Raw genomic sequence first — 22315 nt, forward strand, 5'->3', positions numbered from 1 at the left:
GGTGGGCGACCTGTCCGACGGTGGCGTCACCTCCCTGAGCAGCGCGACGTCCACCCGCCGCTCGTCCGGCGGGCCTGCTCGTGTGCCCGGGGCCGGGCTGGTGCTGCCAACTCCGCCGGGAACCGGTTCGACCCGAAAAATCACCCGTCGCCGGGCATGACGGGCCGAAGCTCGGGAAGCCAGTCCGCGCGGAGCGAGGCGTGGGAGGCGAGATGGCGTACGACCTGCACGACGACGGCGGAGGCCCGGACCGGCTCGTGGCCGGTCGTACCGTCGGATGATCCCGCTGGGCAGGATCGCCGACCGGGTCGTCCCGTCCGCCGTACCGCGGCTGGTGGGCGACGTGTCCCGGAGCGCGGGCGCGGCCGCCGTCCACCTGGCCCGGAACGCCGGGCTCACCTCCCGGCGGGTCTGGTCCCGGCCGGGACGGCACCACATCGAGGTGCACGGGGTCTGCCAGGACGGCGGCGACTCCCTGGCCCGCCAGGTCGAGACGGCGTTGGAGAAGCTGCCCGGGGTGCACTGGGCCCGGGTCAACGCCCCGTCCGGCCGGGTGGTGGTGGCCGTCGAGCCGCCGGAGCCCCGGCTCCGTGATCTGGTCCGGACGATCGAACGCGTCGAGCGCCGCTGCGACCACGAACCGGACCCGGACATCCCCCCGCCCCACCCGCCCGAGGAGGGTCCGCGGACCCCGCGCACGCTCGGCGCGCTCGCCTCCGACGTCCTCGGTCTGACCCTCTCCGCCGCCACCCGGATCCTGCCGCTCACCCCGCTGCCCGGAGAGGTCCCCGGACTCCTCGGCGCCATCGACATGCACCCGAAACTGCACGCCCTGGCCAACCGGGGGCTGCGCGCGGACCCCCGGGCCGACCTGCTCTTCCCGCTCGCCGAGGCAGTCCTCCAGGGCCTCGCCGGCGGCTGGACCGGCCTGGTGCTCGACGGGGCACAGCGGATCGTGCAGTGGGGTGAGGCCCACGCCCAGCAGACCGCCTGGAAGCGGGCCGAGCCACAGCTGACCGGCGACCCGGACCGGGCCGTCGCCCGCGCGCCCACGCTGGGCCGACCACGCGCCAAGCCGGACGGGCCGGTCGAGCGCTACCTCAACCGGATCCTCCTCGCCGGCGCCGCCGCCGGTGCGGCGGCGCTGCCCGTGGTGGGCGCGAAACGGGCCGCCGCGCTGGCCCTCTCCACCCTCCCGAAGGCCCCCGGCTCCGGCCGTGAGGGGTACGCCGCCCAACTGGGCCGGATCCTGGCCCGCCGGGGCGTCATCGCGATGGACCGTGCGGTGCTGCGGGAACTCGACCGGATCGACACGCTGGTCCTGGACGCCACCGTGCTCGGCTCGACCCGGGGCGCCCTGGTCGACCTGGCCCCGCTGGCCGACACGGACGCCGAGGAGATCGCCGCCCACGCCTTCGCCCTCTTCGACCCGGCCGCACCACGGCGGTGCCGGGAGGCCGGGGGTTGGCGGCTCGCCCCGCTGGACCGGCTCGACGCGCGCGACCCCGGGGACACCGACGCCAGCCGGCGGCTGCGGGACACCGGTGGCCTGCTGCTCGGGCTGGCCGACGGGGAGTCCCTGGCGGCGGTGCTGCGGGCCGAGCCCGAGCCGGCGCCGGGCGTCGACGCCCTGTCGGCCGCCGCCCGGAGGGCCGGACTGCGGCTGGTGGTGGCCGGTGACGCCGACCGGCGGTACGACTTCGCCGACGCCGTCCTGCCCGGCGGTCCCCGCGTCGCCGAGACGGTGCGGGCCCTCCAGTTCGACGGCGCGGTGGTGATGCTGGTCTCCACCGACCGGGCGGCGCTCGGCGTCTCCGACTGCGGCCTCGGCGTCGGAGGGCCCGACGACCCGCCCCCGTGGGGCGCGCACCTGCTCGTCGGCACCGACCTGCGAACCTGTGCGCTGGTCGTCGAGGCGGCCGGGGTGGCCCGCCGGATGGCCAAGCAGAACATCCGGCTCACCGAGATGGGTGTCGGGCTCGGCGCGCTGGCGGCGTTCACCGCCGATCGGAAGCGACTGCCCAACCAGGCCCTCTCCGCCGTGAACGGTGCGGCGGCGCTGGCCTTCGCGCACGGCGTCTGGCGGGCCCGGCGGCTGCCCGCCCCGACGGACACCCCGGCCCCACCCGTCACCGCCTGGCACCTGATGCCGGTCGACGCGGTCCTCGATCGGCTCGACACCGGACCGGAGGGACTGAGCGCAAGCCAGGCGGCCAGCCGGCGGAGCCGGGGCACCGGCGGCGGTTCCGAGGACGGCAGCCTGCTCCGGGCGCTGCTCGACGAACTCGCCAACCCGCTCACCCCGGTCCTCGCCGCCGGGGCGGCTCTCTCCGCCGCGTTCGGCTCGGTCGTCGACGCGGCCCTGGTCGGCGGGGTGGTCGGCGGGTCAGCCCTGATCGGGGCGGTCCACCAGCGCAACACCGAACGGTCCCTGGCGACGTTGCTCGCCCGTACGGCGGTCACCGCCCGGGTCCGGCGCGACGGAAGCGAGCAGGTGGTCGCCGCCGAGGACCTGGTGGCCGGCGACGTGATCCTGCTCGATCCGGGCGACGCGGTGCCCGCCGACTGCCGGGTGCTGGAGTCGGTGGGGCTGGAGGCCGACGAGTCGTCGCTCACCGGCGAGTCGCTGCCGGTCGCCAAGACCGACCGACCGGTGGTGGCCGCCGAGGTCGCCGACCGACGCTCGATGCTCTACGAGGGCAGCACCGTGGCCGCCGGGCACGGCACCGCCGTGGTGGTCGCCACCGGCGAGGACACCGAGGCGGGACGGAGTCTGGCCATGGCCCGCCAGGCGCCGACGGCCGGCGGGGTGGAGGCCCGACTCGGCACCCTGACCAAGGCGGCGCTTCCGCTGGCCGCCGTCTCGGCGATCTCGGTGGCCGGGGCGGGACTGCTGCGGGGCGTACCCCTGGCGGAAACCGCGGCGACCGCCGCGAACCTGGCCGTCGCCTCGGTGCCGGAGGGTCTTCCGTTCCTGGTCAGTGCGGCGCAGCTCGCGGCGGCCCGGCGGCTCGCCGAGCACGGCGCGCTGGTGCGCAATCCACGCACCATCGAGGCGCTGGGCCGGGTGGACGTGCTCTGCTTCGACAAGACCGGCACCCTGACCGAGGGGCAACTCCGCCTGGCCGGGATCGGTGACGGCGAGCGGTACGCCCCGGTGGACCGGCTGGACGGGACGCGTTCCCTGCGGGCGGCGCTCGCGACGGCGCTGCGGGCCACCCCGGAGGCGGCCGATCCGGCGGAACTGTCGGAGCAGACCGACCGGGCGATCCGCACCGGCGCCCGGACCGCCGACGGGGTCACCGAACGGGTCGGCGCCGGCGGCTGGCGATCCGTCGGTGGACTGCCGTTCGAGCCGTCCCGGGGGTACCACGCCACCCTCGGCGAGATCGACGACGGCCTGCTGCTCAGCGTGAAGGGTGCCCCGGAGCGGGTGCTGCCGCGCTGCACCCGCCGCCGGGACGCCGACGGTGCCGAGCGGCCCCTGACCGACGCCGACCGGACCCGGTTGCAGGACGCCCTGGCCGAGCGGGCCGGGGCCGGGCACCGGGTGCTCGCGGTCGCCGAACGGCGGATGACCGACCGGGAGGTCACCGACGACGAGGTACGCGACCTCGCCTTCGTGGGTTACCTGACCCTCGCCGACGGGGTGCGGGAGAGTGCCGCGCCGGCCGTGCACCGGATCCGGCAGGCCGGGGTGCACACGATCATGATCACCGGTGACCATCCGGCGACCGCCGAGGCGATCGCCTCGATCATCAGCACCGACACCGATCAGCGGGTGGTCACCGCCACCGAGCTGGACCAGCTCGACGACGAGGCACTCGCCGAACGGCTCGCCCGCACCGACGTGGTCGCCCGCTGCACCCCGACCCACAAGGTCCGGATCATCCAGGCGCTCCAGAAGTGCGGCCGGGTCGTCGCGATGACCGGGGACGGCGCGAACGACGCACCCGCGATCCGCCTGGCCGACGTCGGGATCGCCCTCGGCCAGCGGGGCACGCCCGCCGCCAGGGCCGCCGCCGACCTGGTGGTCACCGACGACCGGCTGGAGACCATCATCGCCACCCTGGTCGAGGGACGGGCCATGTGGTCGTCGGTCCGCCACGCCCTGAGCATCCTGGTCGGTGGCAACCTCGGGGAGATCGCGTTCAGCGTGCTCACCGCCGCCGCGACCGGCCGCTCGGCACTCACCGGCCGGCAACTGCTCCTGGTCAACCTCCTCACCGACCTGGTGCCGGCGATGGCCATCGCGGTCCGGCCGCCCGGCGACCACCACGGCGACCAGCTGCTGCGCGAGGGCCCGGACACCTCCCTCGGGGAGACCCTGACCCGGGAGATCGGGCTACGGGCCGCCGCCACCACCGTCGGGGCGACCGCCGGCTGGACGCTCGCCCGGTGGACGGGCAGCGAACGGCGGGCCGGCACGGTGGCCCTCGCCTCCCTGGTCGGCACCCAGCTCGGGCAGACCGTGCTCGCCGGAGGCACCAGCCCGATGGTGCTCGTCTCCACCGCCGCCTCGGTCGGCGCCCTGGTCGCGGTGGTGCAGACCCCCGGGGTCAGCCAGTTCTTCGGTTGCACGCCACTGGGACCGGTCGGCTGGACCATCGCCGCCGGCTCCGCCGTCGGTGCCACCCTCGGCAACGGCGCGCTCAGTCGGCTGGTGGACCGCCTGCCCCGACCGCCGTCCTGACGGTCGTCCGGCCACCGACAGCGGTGGCACGGTTGCCCCCGCCCTGCCGGGGTACGGCCACCCAGGAGGTGACACGGATGACCACGGACGCGAGCGTCACGTTCGTCGGCACCGCGACCACGGTGCTCGACATCGGAGGGTTCACCCTGCTGACCGACCCGAACTTCCTGCACCGGGGACAGCGGGCGTACCTCGGTCACGGGCTCTGGTCGAAACGGCGTACCGACCCGGCGCTGGGGATCGCCCAGCTGCCGACCCTGGACGCGGTGGTCCTCTCCCACCTGCACGGTGACCACTTCGACCGGGTCGCCCGCCGGGAACTCGACCGACGACTGCCGATCATCACCACGCCGGAGGCGGAGCGGAGGCTGCGTCGCTGGGGGTTCCGGGCGGCGGACGGCCTGCCCACCTGGGCATCCCGGGAGCTCACCCGGGACGGGGCCACCCTGCGGCTGACCGCCGTGCCGGGGCGACACGGCCCGGGGCTGCTCGACCGGCTGCTGCCCGACGTCATGGGCACGGTCATCGACCTGGAACGCGACGGCCGTCGGGAGTTCCGGCTCTACGTCACCGGCGACACGCTGCACCGGCCGGTGCTCGCCGAGATACCGGCCCGCTTCCCCGGCATCGACGCCATGCTCATCCACCTCGGCGGCACCCGGATCGCCGGGATCCTGCTCACCATGGACGCGAAGCAGGGCGCCGACACGGTCGAGCTGATCCGGCCCGCGCTCACCGTCCCGATCCACTACGACGACTACGGGGTGTTCCGGTCCCCGCTGCGGCACTTCCTGGCGGAGGCCCGCCGCCGGGGTTTCGCCCACCAGGTCCGCACGGTGGTCCGGGGTGAACGCACGTCGCTGCGCTGACGGCCCGGTCCCGACGGGACAGGCACGGCGTACCGGGCCTGCCCGGACACAATCCGGTTGGCCGGGTCGGCCACCGCTCGTACCGTGACGGGATGTTCAGCGCGCCCGCCGGCCTCACCGAGGAAACCCTGGTCGCCGCCCTGGGAAGCGCCTGGCGGGTCGACGTCGAGACGATCACGTACCGACCGGTCGGGTTCGGCAGCCACCACTGGGAGGTCGGCACCGTCCAGGGCGACCGGTGGTTCGCCACCGTCGACGAGTTGGAGCTGCGGCGGCACCGACAGGACGAGCCACTGGACCGGGCATACGACCGGCTCCGGGCCGCCCTCGGCACGACCGTCGCCCTGCACGCCGCCCTCGGCGGGACCGAAGCCGACCGGACCGGTTCCGTCGCGCGTCGAGGCCGGGGGCGCAGCTTCGTGGTGGCTCCGGTACCCACGGTGGACGGTGAACCGCTGACCCGCGTCGGCGAGCGGTTCGGCCTGGCGCTCTACCCGCACGTCGCCGGCGAGAGCTTCACCTGGGGTGATTTTCCCAGCGCCGAGCACCGCCGGGCTGTCCTGGACATGCTGGTCGCGGTGCACACCGCCCCGGCGCACGTACGCCGGCAGGCCGCCGTCGACGACCTCACCGTCGCGCACCGGGACGCGCTGGACGACGCGCTGCGGGCCGGCCCCGTCCCCGGCTGCGGGCCGTACGCCCGTCCCGTCGCCGACCTGCTCGCCGTGCACGCCGCCCCGATCCGGCGGCTGCTCGACCGGTACGACACCCTGGCCACCGAGGCGCGCGGGTACGGCGACCGGGCGGTGCTCACCCACGGCGAGCCCCACCCCGGCAACACCATGCGGGACGCGGACGGCTGGCTACTGATCGACTGGGAGACCGCTCTGGTCGCACCCCGCGAGCGGGACCTGTGGAACCTCGACCCCGGCGACGGGTCCGTCCTCGCCGCGTACGCCGACGCGACCGGCGTACCCCCCGAGCCCTCGCTGTTGGAGCTGTACCGGATCCAGTGGGACCTCAAGGACCTCGCGGTGGACGTGGACCGGTTCCGCCGACCCCACACCGGCAGCGCCGACGACGAGGCGTGCTGGAAGATCCTGCAGAGGCTGGTCCGGCATCTCGGTGGCCGGGGCGATACCTCGCCGTCCTGACCCGCCGGTCCACCGGTGCTCCGGTCCGGTCGCCCCTCCTGCCGCTGCCGCCTGCTCGCGCTGCCCGGATCCCGTGTTCTTACGACGGGCGCCCGGCCGGGACGGAAAGCGGCGGATCGGAGGCGGCGGGCAGACACACCGAGAGCACCCGGGCGAGCGGGCGGAACCCCGCGCTGTCGTAGCTGCGGCGGGCCGGGTTCCCGTCCGTCACCGACAGGCCGACGGCCGGCAGCCCCGCCTCGCGCGCCCCGCGCAACGCGTGCGTGAGCAGTGCGCGGCCGAACCCGCAGCCCTGTGCGCGAGGCGCCACGGCGAGGTTCAGGATCCAGGCGCAGGCATCGTCGGTCCACGGCACCGGCCCGGCACACAGGACGTGGCCGGTGCTGCGTCCGTCCGGGTCCACCAGCCGGGCCGAGGCTGCCAGCAGCGGTCTTACCGGATCACCGTGGTCGAACATGGCCCGGATCTGCTCGGAGTGACCGTCCCGCCAGCGCCCGTCCGGATGATCCGGGCCATACGTGGCCGCCAGTTCTCCAGCCAGGTCGTCGTCCCAACCGGGACTGCCCAGGGACCACCCGGCAGGCAGCACGGCCGGATCGGGGAGCTGGTCCAGTCCGTGACGCATCTCGGTCGCGGCCTTGCGCAACTGGAGACCGTCGGCTGTCAATGCCGCCACCAGGCCCTCGTCGGAGGTTTCCAGCCGGAAGCCAGCGAGATCACGGCGGGCCTGCTCGGCCAGTCGGCTCCGTACCGTCCCGGGCAGCGGGCTGACCTTGGCCGCGATCCGGTTCCCCGCCTCGTCACGGATGGTCATCCGGGCCAGTGCCGTGCCATCATCGGCGACGAGCAGCGAGTCCGCGAGGTCTTCTGGATGGGGGCGTACCGGCATCGCGCGAGCGTAATGGCTCGTTCGGTCGACGTTCCACCGGAAAGCGAGTCGCTGAGAAGATCAAGACCCGTGATCAGCACGGGAGCTGGGTGGAGCCCAGGGGACTCGAACCCCTAACCCCTGCCTTGCAAAGGCAGTGCTCTGCCAGTTGAGCTAGGGCCCCGGAAGGGCGGGAGAGAACCCGCCCGGGCCGGACCTTATCGGAGGTCGGGAGCGGTGGTCGCCTCGTGCCACAGGGCGCGCTCGTCGTTCGACGCCTTGATCCGCTGGGCAACGACAACCGCCACGCCAACCACGCCGACCAGCAACAGAAGCTTCTTCACCATGGGGCGTCCCCTCGCTCGACTGCCGTCGGACGGTGTGCGGTGGGGCTAGCTGGAATCGAACCAGCGACCTCAGAGTTATCAGCTCTGCGCTCTAACCGACTGAGCTATAGCCCCGTGTGCGACGAGCAACATTAACCCATCCGCTCGTCCCGCCCAAAATCGGGGTCGGGCCTCGCGCACCGTCGCTGACGAACGTACCCCGACGGCCAACGCCGGGGCGACCGCTTTACGCGGTGCCCCGGCGTCAGCTGTCTCCCGGACCGGTTCAGTCCCGCTCGGCGAGAGTGAGCTCGACCCCGCCGACCAGGTCGGCGCAGACGTTGTAGACGAACGCCCCCAGCGTGGCGAGCGCCGTGAACAGGACGACGTTGACCAGCCCGAGCAGCGCCGAGCTGAGGATCACGCCCTTGGCGGTGATCTGGAAGCCGTCGGCGCCCTGCCCACCGCCGGCACTGACCAGGTCGGTCAGGCTCTCGTTGACGCTCTGGAACACGCCCATCGCATCGAGGGCGAGGTAGAGCACCGATGTGGCGACCACCACGACGATGAAGAGCACCACGGAGACCGCGAAGGCGAACTTCATCACCGACCACGGGTCGATCCGCTTGAGGTTCAGCCGGGCCCGACGGGGGCCGCGCGAGGCCGCGGAACTGACCGAGCTGCGCGCGGCGCGTACCGCGTCGTTGACCCGGGCCGCTCCGACCGCCGCGGCACCGCCGACCCCGGCCGGCAGTCCCCCGCCGTTGGGCCGGGCGACGCCCGGTCGCGCGGAGTCCGGCTGGGGACCGCCGCCGATCCGCGGCTGGGTGCCGGTGGTCGCCGTCTGGGCGGCCTTCGTGGGGATCGGCTGTGTCGTCCCGGCCGGACGGGCCGCACCGGAGGTCGGTGTCGTGCCGGCCGATGTCGGCGCGTCGATGGTGATCGCCTCGGTCCGGTCACCCTTCTCCGCGTCTTCCGCGGCGGCGGGCTTGTCCGGCGGCGGTGCCATCCCCGGAGCCCGGGTGAACTTCGGGGCAGGCGCGTCGGCGGGGACCGTGGCCCGGCCCACGGCGGCGCGGCCGGACGCGGGCGCACCGCCCTTCGCGGCATCCTCGTCGACCGGTTTGGCCGAGGTCCCCTTGTTCCCCGACTTCGCCTGTGTCTCCGTCATCAACTAGTCCTGTTCGTCAGGCTCGTCGGCATTGCGAGCAATCGCCACGATAGTTACGCCGTCCGGGAGGTCCATCAGCTTGACCCCCATTGTGTTCCGATCCCGCGTACGGCGTACAGGCTTCACCGGAGTCCGGATGACGCCACCGTTGCTGGTGATCGCGAAGAGCTCGTCGTCCGGGCTGATCACGGCGGCGCCGACGAGTCCCCCACGGCGCTCTGTGATCTTCGCGGTCAACACGCCCTTACCTCCCCGGCCCTGCACCGGGTATTCCTCGATGGGGGTCCGCTTCGCGTATCCCCCGTTCGTGGCCACCAGGACGTCCATGCCCTCCCGGACGACCTCCATGGCCAGTAGTTCGTCCTCGTCACTGAAGCGCATGCCGATCACACCCGTGGTGGCCCGTCCCATCGGTCGCAGCGCGTCGTCGCTCGCGTTGAACCGGATCGCCTGGGCGTTCTTCGACACCAGCAGCAGGTCGTCGTGCGGCGCGCACAGGGCCGCGCCAACCAGCTCGTCCTCGTCGCGCAGGTTGATCGCGATGATTCCGCCCGAGCGGTTGGAGTCGAACTCCTCGAGCTTCGTCTTCTTCACCAGGCCGTTCTTCGTGGCCAGTACCAGATAGGGGGCTACCTGGTAGTTCGGGATTTCGATGATCTGTGCGATCTGCTCCTCCGGTTGGAAGGCGAGCAGATTGGCCACGTGTTGGCCCTTGGCCACCCTACTGGCCTCCGGAAGCTCGTACGCCTTGGCCCGGTACACCCGCCCCTTGTTGGTGAAGAACAGGATCCAGTCGTGGGTCGAGCAGACGAAAAAGTGACTCACGATGTCGTCCTGCCGCAGCGTGGCACCGCTGACGCCCTTGCCGCCGCGCCGCTGGGAACGGTAGAGGTCGACCTTGGTCCGCTTGGCGTACCCGGTGCGGGTGATGGTGACCACGACGTCCTCGCGGGCGATCAGGTCCTCCATCGAGACCTCGCCGTCGAACGGCACGATCTTCGTCCGCCGCTCGTCGCCCCACTTGGCGACGATCTCGCCCAGCTCCTCGGAGACGATCCGCCGCTGCCGCTCCGGCTTCGCCAGGATGTCCTTCAGGTCGGCGATCTCGATCTCGAGCTTCGCCAGGTCGTCCAGGATCCGCTGCCGCTCCAGGGCGGCGAGACGGCGCAGCTGCATGTCGAGGATCGCGGTCGCCTGGATCTCGTCGATCGTCAGCAGCCGGATCAGGCCCTGCCGGGCGTCCTCGACGGTGGGCGAGCGCCGGATCAGGGCGATCACCTCGTCCAGCGCGTCGAGCGCCTTGGACAGACCCCGCAGGATGTGCGCCCGCTCCTCGGCCTTGCGCAGCCGGAACGCCGTCCGCCGCCGGATCACCTCGATCTGGTGCTCGACGTAGTAACGGATGAACTGGGCCAGGTTGAGCGTGCGCGGCACCCCGTCGACCAGCGCCAGCATGTTGGCGCCGAAGGTCTCCTGGAGCTGGGTGTGCTTGTAGAGGTTGTTCAGCACCACCTTGGCGACCGCGTCGCGCTTGAGCACCAGCACGATCCGCATACCGGTACGCCCGGAGGACTCGTCCCGGATGTCGGCGATGCCGCCGAGCTTCCCCTCCTTGATCAGCTCGGCGATCCGCTCGGCCAGGTTGTCCGGGTTCACCTGGTAGGGCAGCTCGCTGACGACCAGGCAGGGCCGGCCCCGCTTGTCCTCCTCGACCTCGACCACCGCGCGCATCCTGATCGAGCCGCGGCCGGTCCGGTAGGCGTCCTGGATCGCGGTGGTACCGACGATCAGGCCGTGAGTCGGGAAGTCCGGGCCCTTGACGATCTCCAGCAGCGCGTCGAGCGTGGTGGCCTCGTCCTCCTCCGGATGCTCCAGGCACCACTGGACGGCCGCGCCGATCTCGCGCAGGTTGTGCGGAGGGATCTTGGTGGCCATGCCGACCGCGATTCCCTCGGACCCGTTGACCAGCAGGTTCGGGATCCGCGACGGCAGGATGGTGGGCTCCTTGGCCCGGCCGTCGTAGTTGTCCTGGAGGTCGACGGTGTCCTCGTCGATGTCCCGCAGCATCTCCATCGCCAGCGGGTCGAGCTTGCACTCGGTGTAGCGCATCGCGGCGGCCGGGTCGTTGCCGGGCGAGCCGAAGTTGCCGTTTCCGTCGACCAGCGGGTACCGCAGCGACCAGGGCTGCGCCATCCGGACCAGCGCGTCGTAGATCGCCGAGTCGCCGTGCGGGTGGAACTGCCCCATCACGTCACCGACGACCCGGGAACACTTCACGTAGCCGCGGTCCGGCCGGTAGCCGGAGTCGAACATGGCGTAGAGGATCTTGCGGTGGACCGGCTTGAGCCCGTCCCGGACGTCCGGCAGCGCCCGCCCGACGATGACGCTCATCGCGTAGTCGAGGTAGGAGCGCTGCATCTCCACCTCGAGGCCGACCGGCTCGATCCGGTCGTGCTGCGCCACGACCGCGGCGGCGGCCTCCGGGGTTTCCGGTTCGTTAGGGGTGGACTCGGGAGTATCGGTCACTGTTAACCCTTATCAGACTCAGAGTCGTTTTCGTGCTGTGGATAACGGCTGTGGATACCGTCGAAGCTGTGGATAACTCTGTGGACGGGTGAACCCCCGGGAGCTTCCCGGCGGCCCACCGGCATCCGTCAGATGTCCAGGAAGCGCACGTCCTTGGCGTTCCGTTGGATGAACGAGCGGCGCGCCTCGACGTCCTCACCCATCAGGACGCTGAACAGCTCGTCGGCGGTCGCCGCGTCGTCGAGCGTGACCTGACGCAGGGTTCGGGTCGCCGGGTTCATCGTGGTCTCCCACAGCTCCGGGTAGTTCATCTCGCCGAGGCCCTTGAACCGCTGGATGTCGTCCGGCTTGGCGTTCGCCTTCTTCTGCTGGCGCAGCGCGATCAGCCCGTCCCGCTCCCGGTCGGAGTAGGCGTACTGGGCGTCGTCGCCCTTCTTGTTCCACTTGATCTTGTAGAGCGGCGGGGCGGCCAGGTAGACGTGCCCCAGCTCCACCAGCGGACGCATGAAGCGGAACAGCAGGGTGAGCAGCAGGGTCTGGATGTGCTGGCCGTCGACGTCGGCGTCGGCCATCAGCACCACCTTGTGGTAGCGCAGCTTCTCCATGTCGAAGTCGTCGTGGATGCCGGTGCCCAGCGCGGTGATCAGCGCCTGGACCTCGTTGTTCTTCAGCACCCGGTCGATCCGGGCCTTCTCCACGTTCAGGATCTTGCCCCGGATCGGCAGGATCGCCTGGGTACGCGGGTCACGACCCTGCTTGGCCGAGCCACCGGCCGAGTCACCCTCGACGATGAAGACCTCGGACTCGCGCGGGTCGGTGGACTGACAGTCGGCGAGCTTGCCCGGCATCGAGCCGGACTCCAGCAGCGACTTGCGGCGGGCCAGCTTCCGGGCCTGCTGGGCGGCGATCCGGGCCCGGGCGGCCTGCGACGCCTTGGTGATGATGACCTTCGCCTCGGCCGGGTTCCGGTCGAACCAGTCGACCAGCCACTCGTTGCAGACCCGCTGGACGAAGCTCTTCACCGGGGTGTTGCCGAGCTTGGTCTTGGTCTGCCCCTCGAACTGCGGGTTCGCCAGCTTGACCGAGATGATCGCGGCGAGCCCCTCGCGGATGTCCTCACCGGAGAGCTTCTCGTCCGACTTGAGCAGCTTCTTCTCGGCGCCGTACTTGTTGACCAGGCTGGTCAACGCGGCGCGGAAACCCTCCTCGTGGGTGCCACCCTCGTGCGTGTTGATGGTGTTCGCGAAGGTGTAGACCGACTCGCCGTAGGACTCGTTCCACTGCATGGCGATCTCGAGGGACATGCCCTCCTCCTCGCCGGCGAACTCGACCACCGTCTTGTGGATCGGGGTCTTCGAGGCGTTGAGGTGGCGGACGAAGTCGGCGATGCCGCCCTTGTAGCAGAAGGTGACCTCGCGCTGGCGGCCGTCCTCCTCCTCGGGCACCCGCTCGTCGAGAAGGTGGATGGTGAGGCCCCGGTTGAGGAAGGCCATCTCCTGAATCCGGCGGTAGATGGTCTGGAAGTCGAAGTCGACCGTCTCGAAGACGTCCGGGTCGGGCCAGAAGCAGACCGTCGAACCGGTGCGGTCGGTGGTCTCGCCCTTGTCCAGCGGACTCGGCTTGGAGTTGTGGTACTGCTGCCGCCAGACGAAACCGGACTTGTGGATCTCCACGGCCATCCGGGTGGAGAGCGCGTTCACGACGGACACGCCGACGCCGTGCAGACCACCGGAGACCGCGTACGCCTTGCCGTCGAACTTGCCACCGGCGTGCAGCACGGTCAGCGCGACCTCGACGCCGGGCTTCTTGAGCTTGGGGTGCAGGTCGACCGGGAAGCCACGGCCGTTGTCGGTGACCCGGACGCCACCGTCGGCCAGCAGCACCACGTCGATGGTGTCGCAGTGACCCGCCAGCGCCTCGTCGACCGCGTTGTCGACGACCTCCCAGACCAGGTGGTGCAGACCACGTTCCCCGGTGGACCCGATGTACATGCCGGGCCGCTTCCGGACCGCCTCCAGCCCTTCGAGGACGGTGATCGACTCGGCGCCGTACTCCTGCTTGTTCTGCGCTGCCACCCTCGGCCACTTTCTCGCGCCGGCCGCGCCGGGAGGGCGCGTCGGACGCGGGTTCGGCGGGACGCGACGTCGGGCGCGCGGACCGGCACCAGATATATTCCGGGGTACGGGCCGAACGCCGGTCGCCGCGGTTGCCCGCGGATCGCGATCAACTCGATGCGACGCGGCGCGTCGGGGCCCGGCCGGGTCCGTGGCGTCGCTCCGCGTCAGATCTTCGTCTCGCCTCCAATCCTACTGTGCGCAGCCGACAGAACCACCACTCGGCACCCCTTGAAGGCGGCTCAGACCTCCGCTGCGGCCCGAATCGCGCCTCCTGCGACTCCCCCTACACGAGCGGCCCTGATCGCGGGCGCGGTTGCCGACGGTCGGCTCACCGCCACCACCCGCGACGAGTACGCCCCGGGGTCGCGCGGAGCACGCACGGTGTCGTACCTTGGCGGCGCCACCCGGGGTGCCGCTCTTGATCTCCAGACGGCAGAATCGGACGATCGGACCGACTGGCTTCGACACGTGCACTTAAGAGGTGACGCCCGATGGGGCTGGACAACGTCGCGGTGGTCTGGCCGCGGACCGGCCGGTTCTACGACCCGGTGGCACCGGCCGAGTTCGTGGACTTCGGCGAGATCGTCGAGATGCCCCGCATCTCCGCGCCGACCGCGGCTCTCGCCGAGCTGATCGCCAAGACCGGCACGGTGCGGGCGACCGCGTACACCGAGCTGGTGGACCTCCTGCTCGGCCTGGAAAATGTGCTCTACGCCACGGAGAACGCCGCCGAGGACGAGGATCCGGTGATCGATCCGGACGGCTGCGCCTGGATCGCCGACGGGCTGGAGCGGTTCGTCGCCCGGCACCGCGAGCACGGGGAGTCGGTCACCTTCGACTCGGTCAGCGCCGTCCTGCGGGACCTGCTGGCCGACGGCCGACTCGCCGAGCAGCAGCTCCGGTGGCTCGACAGCCGGCTCGACGGACTCCGCGACGAGGCCGGCGACCCGCCGCAGTGGAACTTCACCTGCGCCGAGCTGGCCGTCCTGGCCGCGTTCTACCGCCGCTGCGCCGACCGCAGCTTCGCCGTCTACGCCGCCACCTGACCGGCCCGTCCCCGGTTCCGGACCACCTGCCGGCACCGGAGTCGGTGCCGCCCGGGTCGGTCGGGGCAGCTCAGCCGTAGGTGTCCCGGGGCCCCCGGCCACGCACGCGTCGGGGCCCCCGGGACCAGGACGGCGCGGCCGGACCGTGGATGTGCAGTCTGCGGACGACGTTGTGGCCCACCTCACGGGCGATCTGCTGGAGCAGGGAACCGGCCAGCAGGCGGAGCTGGGTGGCCCAGGCCGTCGACCTGGCCTCGACGGTGAGTTCCCCGTTCTCCAGCTTCACCGGCCGGCTGTGCTGGGCGATCTCCGGGCCGACCACCCGTTCCCAGGCGCCGAAGACGGTGGCCTCCGCCGCCGGCTGTTCCCAACCCCGGGCCTTCATCAGCCGGCCGAGCACCACGCCGAGCAACTGCGGGTCCCGGGGATCCGGTCCCGGACCGGAGTAGCCGCGCAGTCGCCGCTGGCCGTCGTCACCCCCGCCGAGCGCGCTGCGCCGCCTGGGGGCGGTCGCCGCGCGCCGGGCCTTCGCCGCGTCCAGCACCGCACGGGCCAGCTGCGGACCGGACGACTCGGCCGGCAGGTCGGCACCGGTACTCCCGCCGGTTCCCGGCGGACGTCCGCCGGACGTGGTGCCGGTCCCACCGTCGCCTGCGTCCCGACCGGCCCGGTCGGACGCGGAGCCGGTCGGCCGGGGCCCACCGGTCCCGTCCCCGGAGCCGGCCGCCCGCCGGCCACCGGACGGTCGGGGCCCGCCGGACCGGTCGCCGGAGCCGGCCGCCCGCCGGCTGCCGGTCCCGGCGTCCCGGGCGGGGGAACGGGCCGGACCGGCGGCGGGACGGGGCGGGATCGGGTCATCCGACACGGCGTACCGTCCCTTCGCCGACCTGGAAGCGGGCGCCCCGCAGGGTCACCGGCACGTCGTCGTCGACGGCACAGGTCACCAGGAGCTGTGCGGCTCCGCCGACCAGGTCCGCCAGCCGCTCCCGGCGGCCGGCGTCCAGCTCGGCGAAGACGTCGTCGAGCACCAGCACCGGCTCGATCCCGTCCGAGCGGAGCAGGTCGTACGCGGCCAGCCGCAGGGCGAGCGCGAACGACCAGGACTCGCCGTGGCTGGCGTACCCCTTGGCGGGGAGCGGGCCGAGGGTAAGCGCGAGATCGTCGCGGTGCGGGCCGACCAGGGTGGTCCCGCGATCCACCTCGGCGGTCCGGGACTCGGCCAGCGCGGTGGTCAACGCCTCGGTGAGGGCCGTCCGGTCCGGCACCGCCTCGCCCAGTTCCACCGACGGTCGGTAGGTGATCCCGGCGGACGCCCGCCCGGCGGCGACCGCGTCGTAGGCCTTGGTGACGTGCGGGGTGAGCGCGGCGACCAGCTCCAGCCGCCCGGCGAGCAGTTCCGCCCCGTGCCGGGCCAGGTGGGTGTCCCACACCGCCAGGGTGGAGAGGTCCCCGCCCCGGGACCCGCCGGTCTTGCGCGCCAGGTACGCGGTCCGCAGCAGGGCGTTGCGCTGCTTGACCACCCGCTCGTAGTCGGCCCGCACCCCGGCGTACCGGGGTTGGCGGAGCACCAGCAGGTCGTCGAGGTAACGACGGCGTTCGGCCGGGTCGCCCCGGACGAGTTCGAGGTCCTCCGGGGCGAACAGCACCAGCCGCAGCGCGCCGAGCACGTCCCGCGCCCGGCGCGCCGGGGACCGCCCCAGCCGGGCCCGGTTGGCCTTGCCGGGGACGATCTCCAGCTCGACCAGGAGTTCCCGGCCCTCGTGCACCACCGCGCAGCGGATCACCGCCGACTCGGCGCCGAGCCGGACCAGCGGCGCGTCGGTGGCGACCCGGTGGCTGTCCAGGGTCGCCACGTAGCCGAGCGCCTCGGCGAGGTTGGTCTTGCCGACCCCGTTCGCCCCGACCAGGACGTTCGGCCCCGGTTCGAGGTCGACGTCGACCCGCTCGTAGGAGCGGAAGTCGACGAGTTCGAGCCGGCGGACGTACACGGTGGGGCGGACGCCGGTCAGCGCTTGCGGACGGCGTGCCCGCCGAACTGCTGGCGCAGCGCGGCGACGGCCTTCATCGCGGGCGAGTCGTCCTGGCGGGAGGCGAACCGGGCGAAGAGCGAGGCGGTGATGACGTTCAGCGGCACGGCCAGCCGGACCGCCTCGTCGACCGTCCAGCGGCCCTCGCCGGTGTCCTCGGTGTAGCCGCTCAGCTCGGCCAGCTCCGGGTCCTCGTCGAGGGCCCGGTCGAGCAGGTCCAGCAGCCAGGAGCGGACCACCGTGCCCTCACGCCAGGACTTGAAGACCCCCGGCACGTTGGTCACCAGCTCGGAGGCGGCGAGCAGCTCGTAGCCCTCGGCGTAGGCGTGCATCAGGCCGTACTCGATGCCGTTGTGCACCATCTTGGCGTAGTGCCCGGCCCCGACCGGCCCGGCGTGCACGAAGCCGAACTCGCCCTCGGGCTTGAGCGCCTCGAAGATCGGCATCAGCTGCCCGACGTGCTCCTCGGCGCCGCCGACCATCAGCGCGTAGCCGTTCTGCCGGCCCCACACCCCGCCGGAGACGCCGACGTCGAGGTAACCGATGCCGCGCTCGTTCAGCCGCTCGGCGCGCGGGGCGTCGTCGCTGAAGCGCGAGTTGCCGCCGTCGATGATGATGTCGCCGGAGTCGAGCAGGCCGGCGAGCTCGTCGATGGTGGCGTCGGTGACGCCGACGGGCACCATCACCCAGACCGCGCGGGGCGCCGCCAGCTTCTCGACCAGCTCCGTCAGGGAGGCGACGTCGCTCAGCTCCGCGTTGTGGTCGAAGCCGACCACCTCGTGCCCGGCGGCGCGCAGCCGCTCGCGCATGTTGCCGCCCATGCGGCCGAGTCCTACCAGGCCGAGCTGCATCTGTACCTACCTCCGGTGGTTCTGGTTCGGGGTGTGTGCGCGATCAGCGGGAAACCCGGATCGGCATGATCAGGTACCGGTACCCCGGAATGACCTCACCATCCTCACCGGCCGGGGAAATGACGGCGGGCTTCAGCGCGTCGACGAAGGAGAGCATCGCGGTCTGGGCACCCAGGTTCGTCAGACCGTCGATCAGGTACTGCGGGTTGAAGCCGACGGTCAGCGCGTCGCCGGTGAAGGTCGCGTCCATGGCCTCGCTGGCCCGGGCCTCCTCGGTACCGCCTGCCTCCACGACCAGCCCGTCGGAGCTGAAGCTGAGCAGCACCGGGGTGGTCCGTTCGGCGACCAGGGCGACCCGCTTGACGACCTCGATCAGGGTGCTCACCGACACCCGGGCCTCGGCGTTGTGGCTCGGCGGGAAGAGCGACCGGACCGGCGGGTAGTTCGCGCCGTCGAGCAGCCGGCTGGTGGTCCGGCGGGTGCCACCGGAGAAGCCGATCATGCCCTCGCCGGCCGCGCCCTGGGACAGGGCCAGGGTCACCTCGCCGCCGAGCGGACCGAGCGCCTTGGCGGTGTCGTGCAGCGTCCGGGCGGGGACCAGGGCGTTGATGCTGATCCCGGCGTCGTCCGGCCGCCACTGCATCTCGCGCAGCGCGAGACGGTAGCGGTCGGTGGCGAGCATGGCGAGGGTGTCGCCGTTCAGCTCCAGCCGGACGCCGGTCATCATCGGCAGGGTCTCGTCCCGGCCCGCCGCCACCGCGACCTGGGCGACCGCTGCGGCGAAGGCGGCGGCGTCCACGGTGCCGGCGCTCTCCGGCATGTCCGGCAGGCTCGGGTAGTCCTCGACCGGCATGGTGGGCAGGGTGAACCGGGCGCTGCCGCAGACCAGTTCGAGGTGCGCACCGACGGCGGCGATGTCGACCGGCTTACCGGGCAGGGCCTTGGTGATCTCGGCCAGCAGGCGCCCGGAGACCAGCGCGGCACCGTCGGCGTCGCCCTGCACCTCGACCGTGACCTGGCTGGAGACCTCGTAGTCGAAGCCGGAGACCTGCAGGTTGCCGTCGGTCACCCGGAGCATCACCCCGGCGAGCACCGGTACGGACGGCCGGTTGGGGAGGCTCTTCGCGGTCCACGCCACAGCCTCGGCGAGCGCGTCGCGCTCCACTCGGAACTTCATTAATGCCTCCGCGTCGACGTCAGCGACAACTCTCTCATGCCGACCGCTGCCCACCGTCCCGCCCGACCGTGCGGGTACCCATCGCACCTTAGGGCGCGGGGGCATCGGCTGTGCGTCCGACCCCGTGCTTCTGCTGCCAACCTGCTCGGGTCGGGGGCCGGCAGGCAACGATCCACAGGAAGTCCAACGGTGATGATTGGTTTTTGTTCTCTTCAAAGAGATAACCCATCGTCTTCGTAGCACCTGTGCAAACTGTGGATAAGTCGCGTTTTCCCAGCTCAGACGCGTTATCCACCGGTGGTTTACCTGTGGAGAACCGTGGGTAAAACTCAGCTACTTGTCCACAGGCCTCGTTCGGCGCGGAGTTGTCCACCGTTGTCCACCGGTTATCCACCGGTTATCCACCGACTTTCTCCCCAGCCCTGTGGACGAGCGGACCAGCTTCCACAGCCGTTGTCCCCAGAACCTTCAACAGGCTGTCCACAGGCAGCCCGCGACCGGTGGACAACCATCGGCCTGTCCACACTCGTCCACAGGCTCGTCCCCAGGGTTTTTCCACAACCTGTGGGTAACTGCTCCGGGGCGGACGGTAGTTATCCACTGCCTGTGGATAACTTGCTGTGGACAAGTCGGCTCCGCTGTGGACAACCCGAGGGGCTGTGGGGACGTCGCAGCCCTCCGGGACGTGGCTGCACAGCCCGGGGCGGGGTGGAAACCGGGGCGGGGCGACCGACGGTGGAGACGGAAACGCCCGGCCGTCGGGCCGGGCGTCGATGACGGTGCCGTTCGTCGACCGGCGGGCGGCCGACGTAGCGGAGCAACTGCGGCGTACCGGCCGCAGCGAGGGCTCAGGAGGTCTGCTTGATCCGGTTGGTCAGCTCGGCGATCTGGTTGTAGAGCGACCGGCGTTCGGCCATCTGTTGACGGATCTTCCGGTCCGCGTGCATGACCGTGGTGTGGTCCCGTCCACCGAACGCCTGGCCGATCCGGGGCAGCGAGAGGTCGGTCAGCTCGCGGCAGAGGTACATGGCCACCTGGCGGGCGTTGACCAGCACCCGGGACCGGGAGTGGCCGCGCAGATCCTCAAGGCTGACGCCGAAGTAGTCGGCGGTGGAGACCATGATCTGGTCTGCGGTGATCTCCGGGCCGGCGCCGTCCGGGATGAAGTCCCGCAGCACCTCCTCGGCGAGCGAGAGTTCGACCGTGGACCGGGTCAGGCTGGCGAACGCGGTCACCCGGATCAGCGCGCCCTCCAGTTCCCGAATCGAGTTCGACACCCGCGACGCGATGAACTCCAGCACGTCCGGGGGCGCGTACAGGCGCTCCTGGGCGGCCTTCTTCTGCAGGATCGCGATCCGGGTCTCCAGGTCCGGCGGCTGGATGTCGGCCAGCAGCCCCCACTCGAACCGGGTCCGCAACCGGTCCTCCAGGGTGGCGAGCTGCTTCGGCGACCGGTCCGAGGTGATCACGATCTGCTTGTTGGCGTTGTGCAGGGTGTTGAAGGTGTGGAAGAACTCCTCCTGGGTCCGCTCCCGGTTCTCCAGGAACTGGATGTCGTCGATCAGGAGGATGTCGACGTCCCGGTAGCGGCGCTGGAACGCGCTGGTCTTGTCGTCCCGCAGCGAGTTGATGAAGTCGTTGGTGAACTCCTCGGTCGAGACGTACCGGACCGACCGGGCGTTGCCCAGCGTCGTGGCGTAGTGCCCGATCGCGTGCAACAGGTGGGTCTTGCCCAGCCCCGAGCTGCCGTAGATGAACAGCGGGTTGTACGCCTTGGCCGGCGACTCGGCCACCGCCACGCTCGCCGCGTGGGCGAACCGGTTGGACGAGCCGATGACGAACGTCTCGAACATGTACTTCGGGTTCAGCCGGTTCCCGCCGCTCTCCGCCCCACCGGGGAGCCGCCGGTCGTCCCGGCCGCCCGGCCGGTGGTCCACGCCACCACGCCCCGGCCCGCTGTCGGTGCCGCCGTCGCGGGGCAGCCGGTCGCGTACCGGACCGGTGTCGTCGCGGTACCGCTGGTCGTACGGGCGCCCCTGGTCGGGGCCGCGGTCAGCACGGTCGTCGTAGCCCCGCCGGTCCGCCCCGGGCGGTCCGCCGCGCAGCGACTCGGCGAAGCTGGCGGTGAAGAGGGCCTCCTGACCGCCCCGGCTGGTGGGGATCAGCCGTCGGGCGTCGTCGCCGGCCGGTCCGCCCCGGGACGGGTCGGTCTGCGGGTCGGGGCCGTCCTCCTCGTCCGGGTGGAACGCCGGCGGCGGAACCTCCCGGAACGGGGCCGGCACCTCGGCGTGGCCGGGGTTGGCGTCGTAGCCGGGGAAGGGCAGCTCGGGTGCGTCGGCCTCGGGCACGCTGCGGTACACGGTGCCCGCCGGACGGCCCGTGCCGTCCTCGGCGACCCGGACGGTGACCGCCACCTGGATCGGTCGGCCGAGTCGACGGCTGAGTGCCTCGGTGATCGCCGGGCGGAGCCGGGACTCGATCACGTCCCGGGTGAAGGCGTCGGGCACGGAGAGCAGCGCGGTGTCCTCGACGATCGCGCGCAGCCGGGTCAGCCGCAGGTAGGCACGTTGCTGAGCCGAGATGATCTCGTCGGCGAGCTCGTCCGTCGTCGCGGTCCACACCGCGGCAAGGTCGGTCGTTCCGGCCACCGTCGTGCCACCCCCTCGCCTCTGCTCCCGGCCGCCGCTGCTCTCCCAGTCGGCCGTCCCGGGCCCGCCACCGCGTCTGAGCGGCTGGAACACCATCCGCCCGGACGGCTGGACGGTCGCCATCCACAGGTTATCCACAGCCTGTGTACCGACCGATTGTGGCCGTCCGCCAGATGCGGGTGGGACCTGCCCCCTGCCTGAACGGGTGCTGAAGCGGGTTCACCGTGCCGAACGATCCACCGCCCGGTCCGGTCTTGCCTGTCAGTGGTGTGGGATCCCGACCGGATTCCGACCTCGATCACGACGCGGACCGCAAGCGCGCACGCTAACAGCGTTGTCGGTACCGCTTCAACCGGCGGGGCGGTGTGCCCCTTGTCGGTATCAGTGAAAACCCCCGCTCGCACCCGGGCGCGTCGCGCCGTCCGACGCCCTTCGAGGGGTGCCGGGCGACGGGTCGGGGCGTGTTTGACCGTCGTTGCTGCCCTGCGTAGGGTGGAACGGCTGCTCTGTCGCCCTCCTGCTAGGGTGATGGGTGCCTGCTGTCCGCGGTCGTGGTGCCCGCATCGTCGAGGTCCCGCATCATCGGGCAGCGCCGATCGTAGGCCACCAACCGGCCTGGACCACCACACACCCCGAGCGATCCCCCGCGCGGGGCGTACGGAAAACGGAGAGCCTGACGTGAGCAAGCGCACCTTCCAGCCGAACAACCGCCGGCGCGCGAAGACCCACGGCTTCCGGCTGCGCATGCGTACCCGCGCCGGCCGCGCCATTATCTCGACCCGTCGCACCAAGGGCCGCGCCCGCCTGTCGGCCTGACGGCGGCCGGGTCCGTTCGGAGGACG

Annotated in this window: 15 protein-coding genes and 2 tRNA genes; 5 read left to right on the plus strand and 12 right to left on the minus strand. The window is 71.9% G+C overall.

Annotated elements, in window-relative coordinates:
* Positions 1-277 precede the first annotated feature (277 nt).
* From AB0F58_RS05430 to AB0F58_RS05440, 3 genes are all read left to right on the plus strand, one after another.
* Complete coding sequence (locus tag AB0F58_RS05430; protein WP_357138213.1) at positions 278-4693, plus strand: HAD-IC family P-type ATPase; 4416 nt, start codon at positions 278-280, stop codon at positions 4691-4693.
* A gap of 77 nt (positions 4694-4770) precedes the next feature.
* A complete protein-coding gene (locus AB0F58_RS05435) occupies positions 4771-5562 on the plus strand; it encodes an MBL fold metallo-hydrolase (protein ID WP_357138215.1) in 792 nt (263 codons plus the stop codon).
* A gap of 92 nt (positions 5563-5654) precedes the next feature.
* Positions 5655-6716 carry a phosphotransferase gene (locus tag AB0F58_RS05440; RefSeq protein ID WP_357138219.1) on the plus strand — a complete coding sequence of 354 codons (1062 nt, stop codon included), beginning with the start codon at positions 5655-5657 and terminating at the stop codon, positions 6714-6716.
* A 79-nt stretch (positions 6717-6795) separates the two neighbouring features.
* Here AB0F58_RS05440 and AB0F58_RS05445 read toward each other — a convergent pair whose 3' ends face one another.
* From AB0F58_RS05445 to gyrB, 7 genes are all read right to left on the minus strand, one after another.
* On the minus strand, positions 6796-7605 hold the full coding sequence (locus AB0F58_RS05445; RefSeq protein ID WP_357138221.1) for a GNAT family N-acetyltransferase: 810 nt from the start codon (positions 7603-7605) through the stop codon (positions 6796-6798).
* 90 nt (positions 7606-7695) lie between these two features.
* A tRNA-Ala gene (locus AB0F58_RS05450) sits at positions 7696-7768 on the minus strand.
* Between the two features lie 34 nt (positions 7769-7802).
* Positions 7803-7931, minus strand: coding sequence for a DLW-39 family protein (locus AB0F58_RS05455; protein ID WP_211296303.1), 129 nt, complete (start codon positions 7929-7931; stop codon positions 7803-7805).
* Positions 7932-7971: 40 nt separating this feature from the next.
* A tRNA-Ile gene (locus tag AB0F58_RS05460) sits at positions 7972-8045 on the minus strand.
* Positions 8046-8196: 151 nt separating this feature from the next.
* Entirely contained in the window at positions 8197-9081 is an 885-nt protein-coding gene (locus tag AB0F58_RS05465; protein WP_357138224.1) for a DUF3566 domain-containing protein, read from the minus strand.
* Positions 9082-9084: 3 nt separating this feature from the next.
* A complete protein-coding gene (gene gyrA, locus AB0F58_RS05470; RefSeq protein ID WP_357138227.1) occupies positions 9085-11607 on the minus strand; it encodes a DNA gyrase subunit A in 2523 nt (840 codons plus the stop codon).
* A gap of 128 nt (positions 11608-11735) precedes the next feature.
* Positions 11736-13682 (minus strand): DNA topoisomerase (ATP-hydrolyzing) subunit B, encoded by a 1947-nt coding sequence (gene gyrB / locus AB0F58_RS05475; RefSeq protein WP_357138230.1) that lies wholly within the window; start codon positions 13680-13682, stop codon positions 11736-11738.
* 533 nt (positions 13683-14215) lie between these two features.
* Here gyrB and AB0F58_RS05480 point away from each other — a divergent pair.
* Positions 14216-14770: a hypothetical protein gene (locus AB0F58_RS05480; RefSeq protein WP_357138233.1), complete on the plus strand. Its 555-nt coding sequence runs from the start codon at positions 14216-14218 to the stop codon at positions 14768-14770.
* Positions 14771-14840: 70 nt separating this feature from the next.
* Here AB0F58_RS05480 and AB0F58_RS05485 read toward each other — a convergent pair whose 3' ends face one another.
* From AB0F58_RS05485 to dnaA, 5 genes are all read right to left on the minus strand, one after another.
* Positions 14841-15353, minus strand: a complete 513-nt coding sequence (locus tag AB0F58_RS05485) for a DciA family protein (RefSeq protein ID WP_357138746.1) — start codon at positions 15351-15353, stop codon at positions 14841-14843.
* A 271-nt stretch (positions 15354-15624) separates the two neighbouring features.
* A complete protein-coding gene (gene recF, locus AB0F58_RS05490; protein ID WP_357138235.1) occupies positions 15625-16758 on the minus strand; it encodes a DNA replication/repair protein RecF in 1134 nt (377 codons plus the stop codon).
* A 17-nt stretch (positions 16759-16775) separates the two neighbouring features.
* Positions 16776-17648 carry a phosphogluconate dehydrogenase (NAD(+)-dependent, decarboxylating) gene (gene gnd, locus AB0F58_RS05495; protein WP_357138238.1) on the minus strand — a complete coding sequence of 291 codons (873 nt, stop codon included), beginning with the start codon at positions 17646-17648 and terminating at the stop codon, positions 16776-16778.
* A gap of 43 nt (positions 17649-17691) precedes the next feature.
* Positions 17692-18825 (minus strand): DNA polymerase III subunit beta, encoded by a 1134-nt coding sequence (dnaN, locus tag AB0F58_RS05500; RefSeq protein ID WP_357138240.1) that lies wholly within the window; start codon positions 18823-18825, stop codon positions 17692-17694.
* An 848-nt stretch (positions 18826-19673) separates the two neighbouring features.
* Entirely contained in the window at positions 19674-21473 is a 1800-nt protein-coding gene (gene dnaA / locus AB0F58_RS05505; RefSeq protein WP_357138243.1) for a chromosomal replication initiator protein DnaA, read from the minus strand.
* 678 nt (positions 21474-22151) lie between these two features.
* Here dnaA and rpmH point away from each other — a divergent pair.
* Complete coding sequence (gene rpmH, locus AB0F58_RS05510) at positions 22152-22289, plus strand: 50S ribosomal protein L34 (protein ID WP_357138246.1); 138 nt, start codon at positions 22152-22154, stop codon at positions 22287-22289.
* Positions 22290-22315: the final 26 nt, after the last annotated feature.

Source organism: Micromonospora sp. NPDC023956 (genome assembly GCF_040639195.1).
Classification (GTDB): Bacteria; Actinomycetota; Actinomycetes; order Mycobacteriales; family Micromonosporaceae; genus Micromonospora.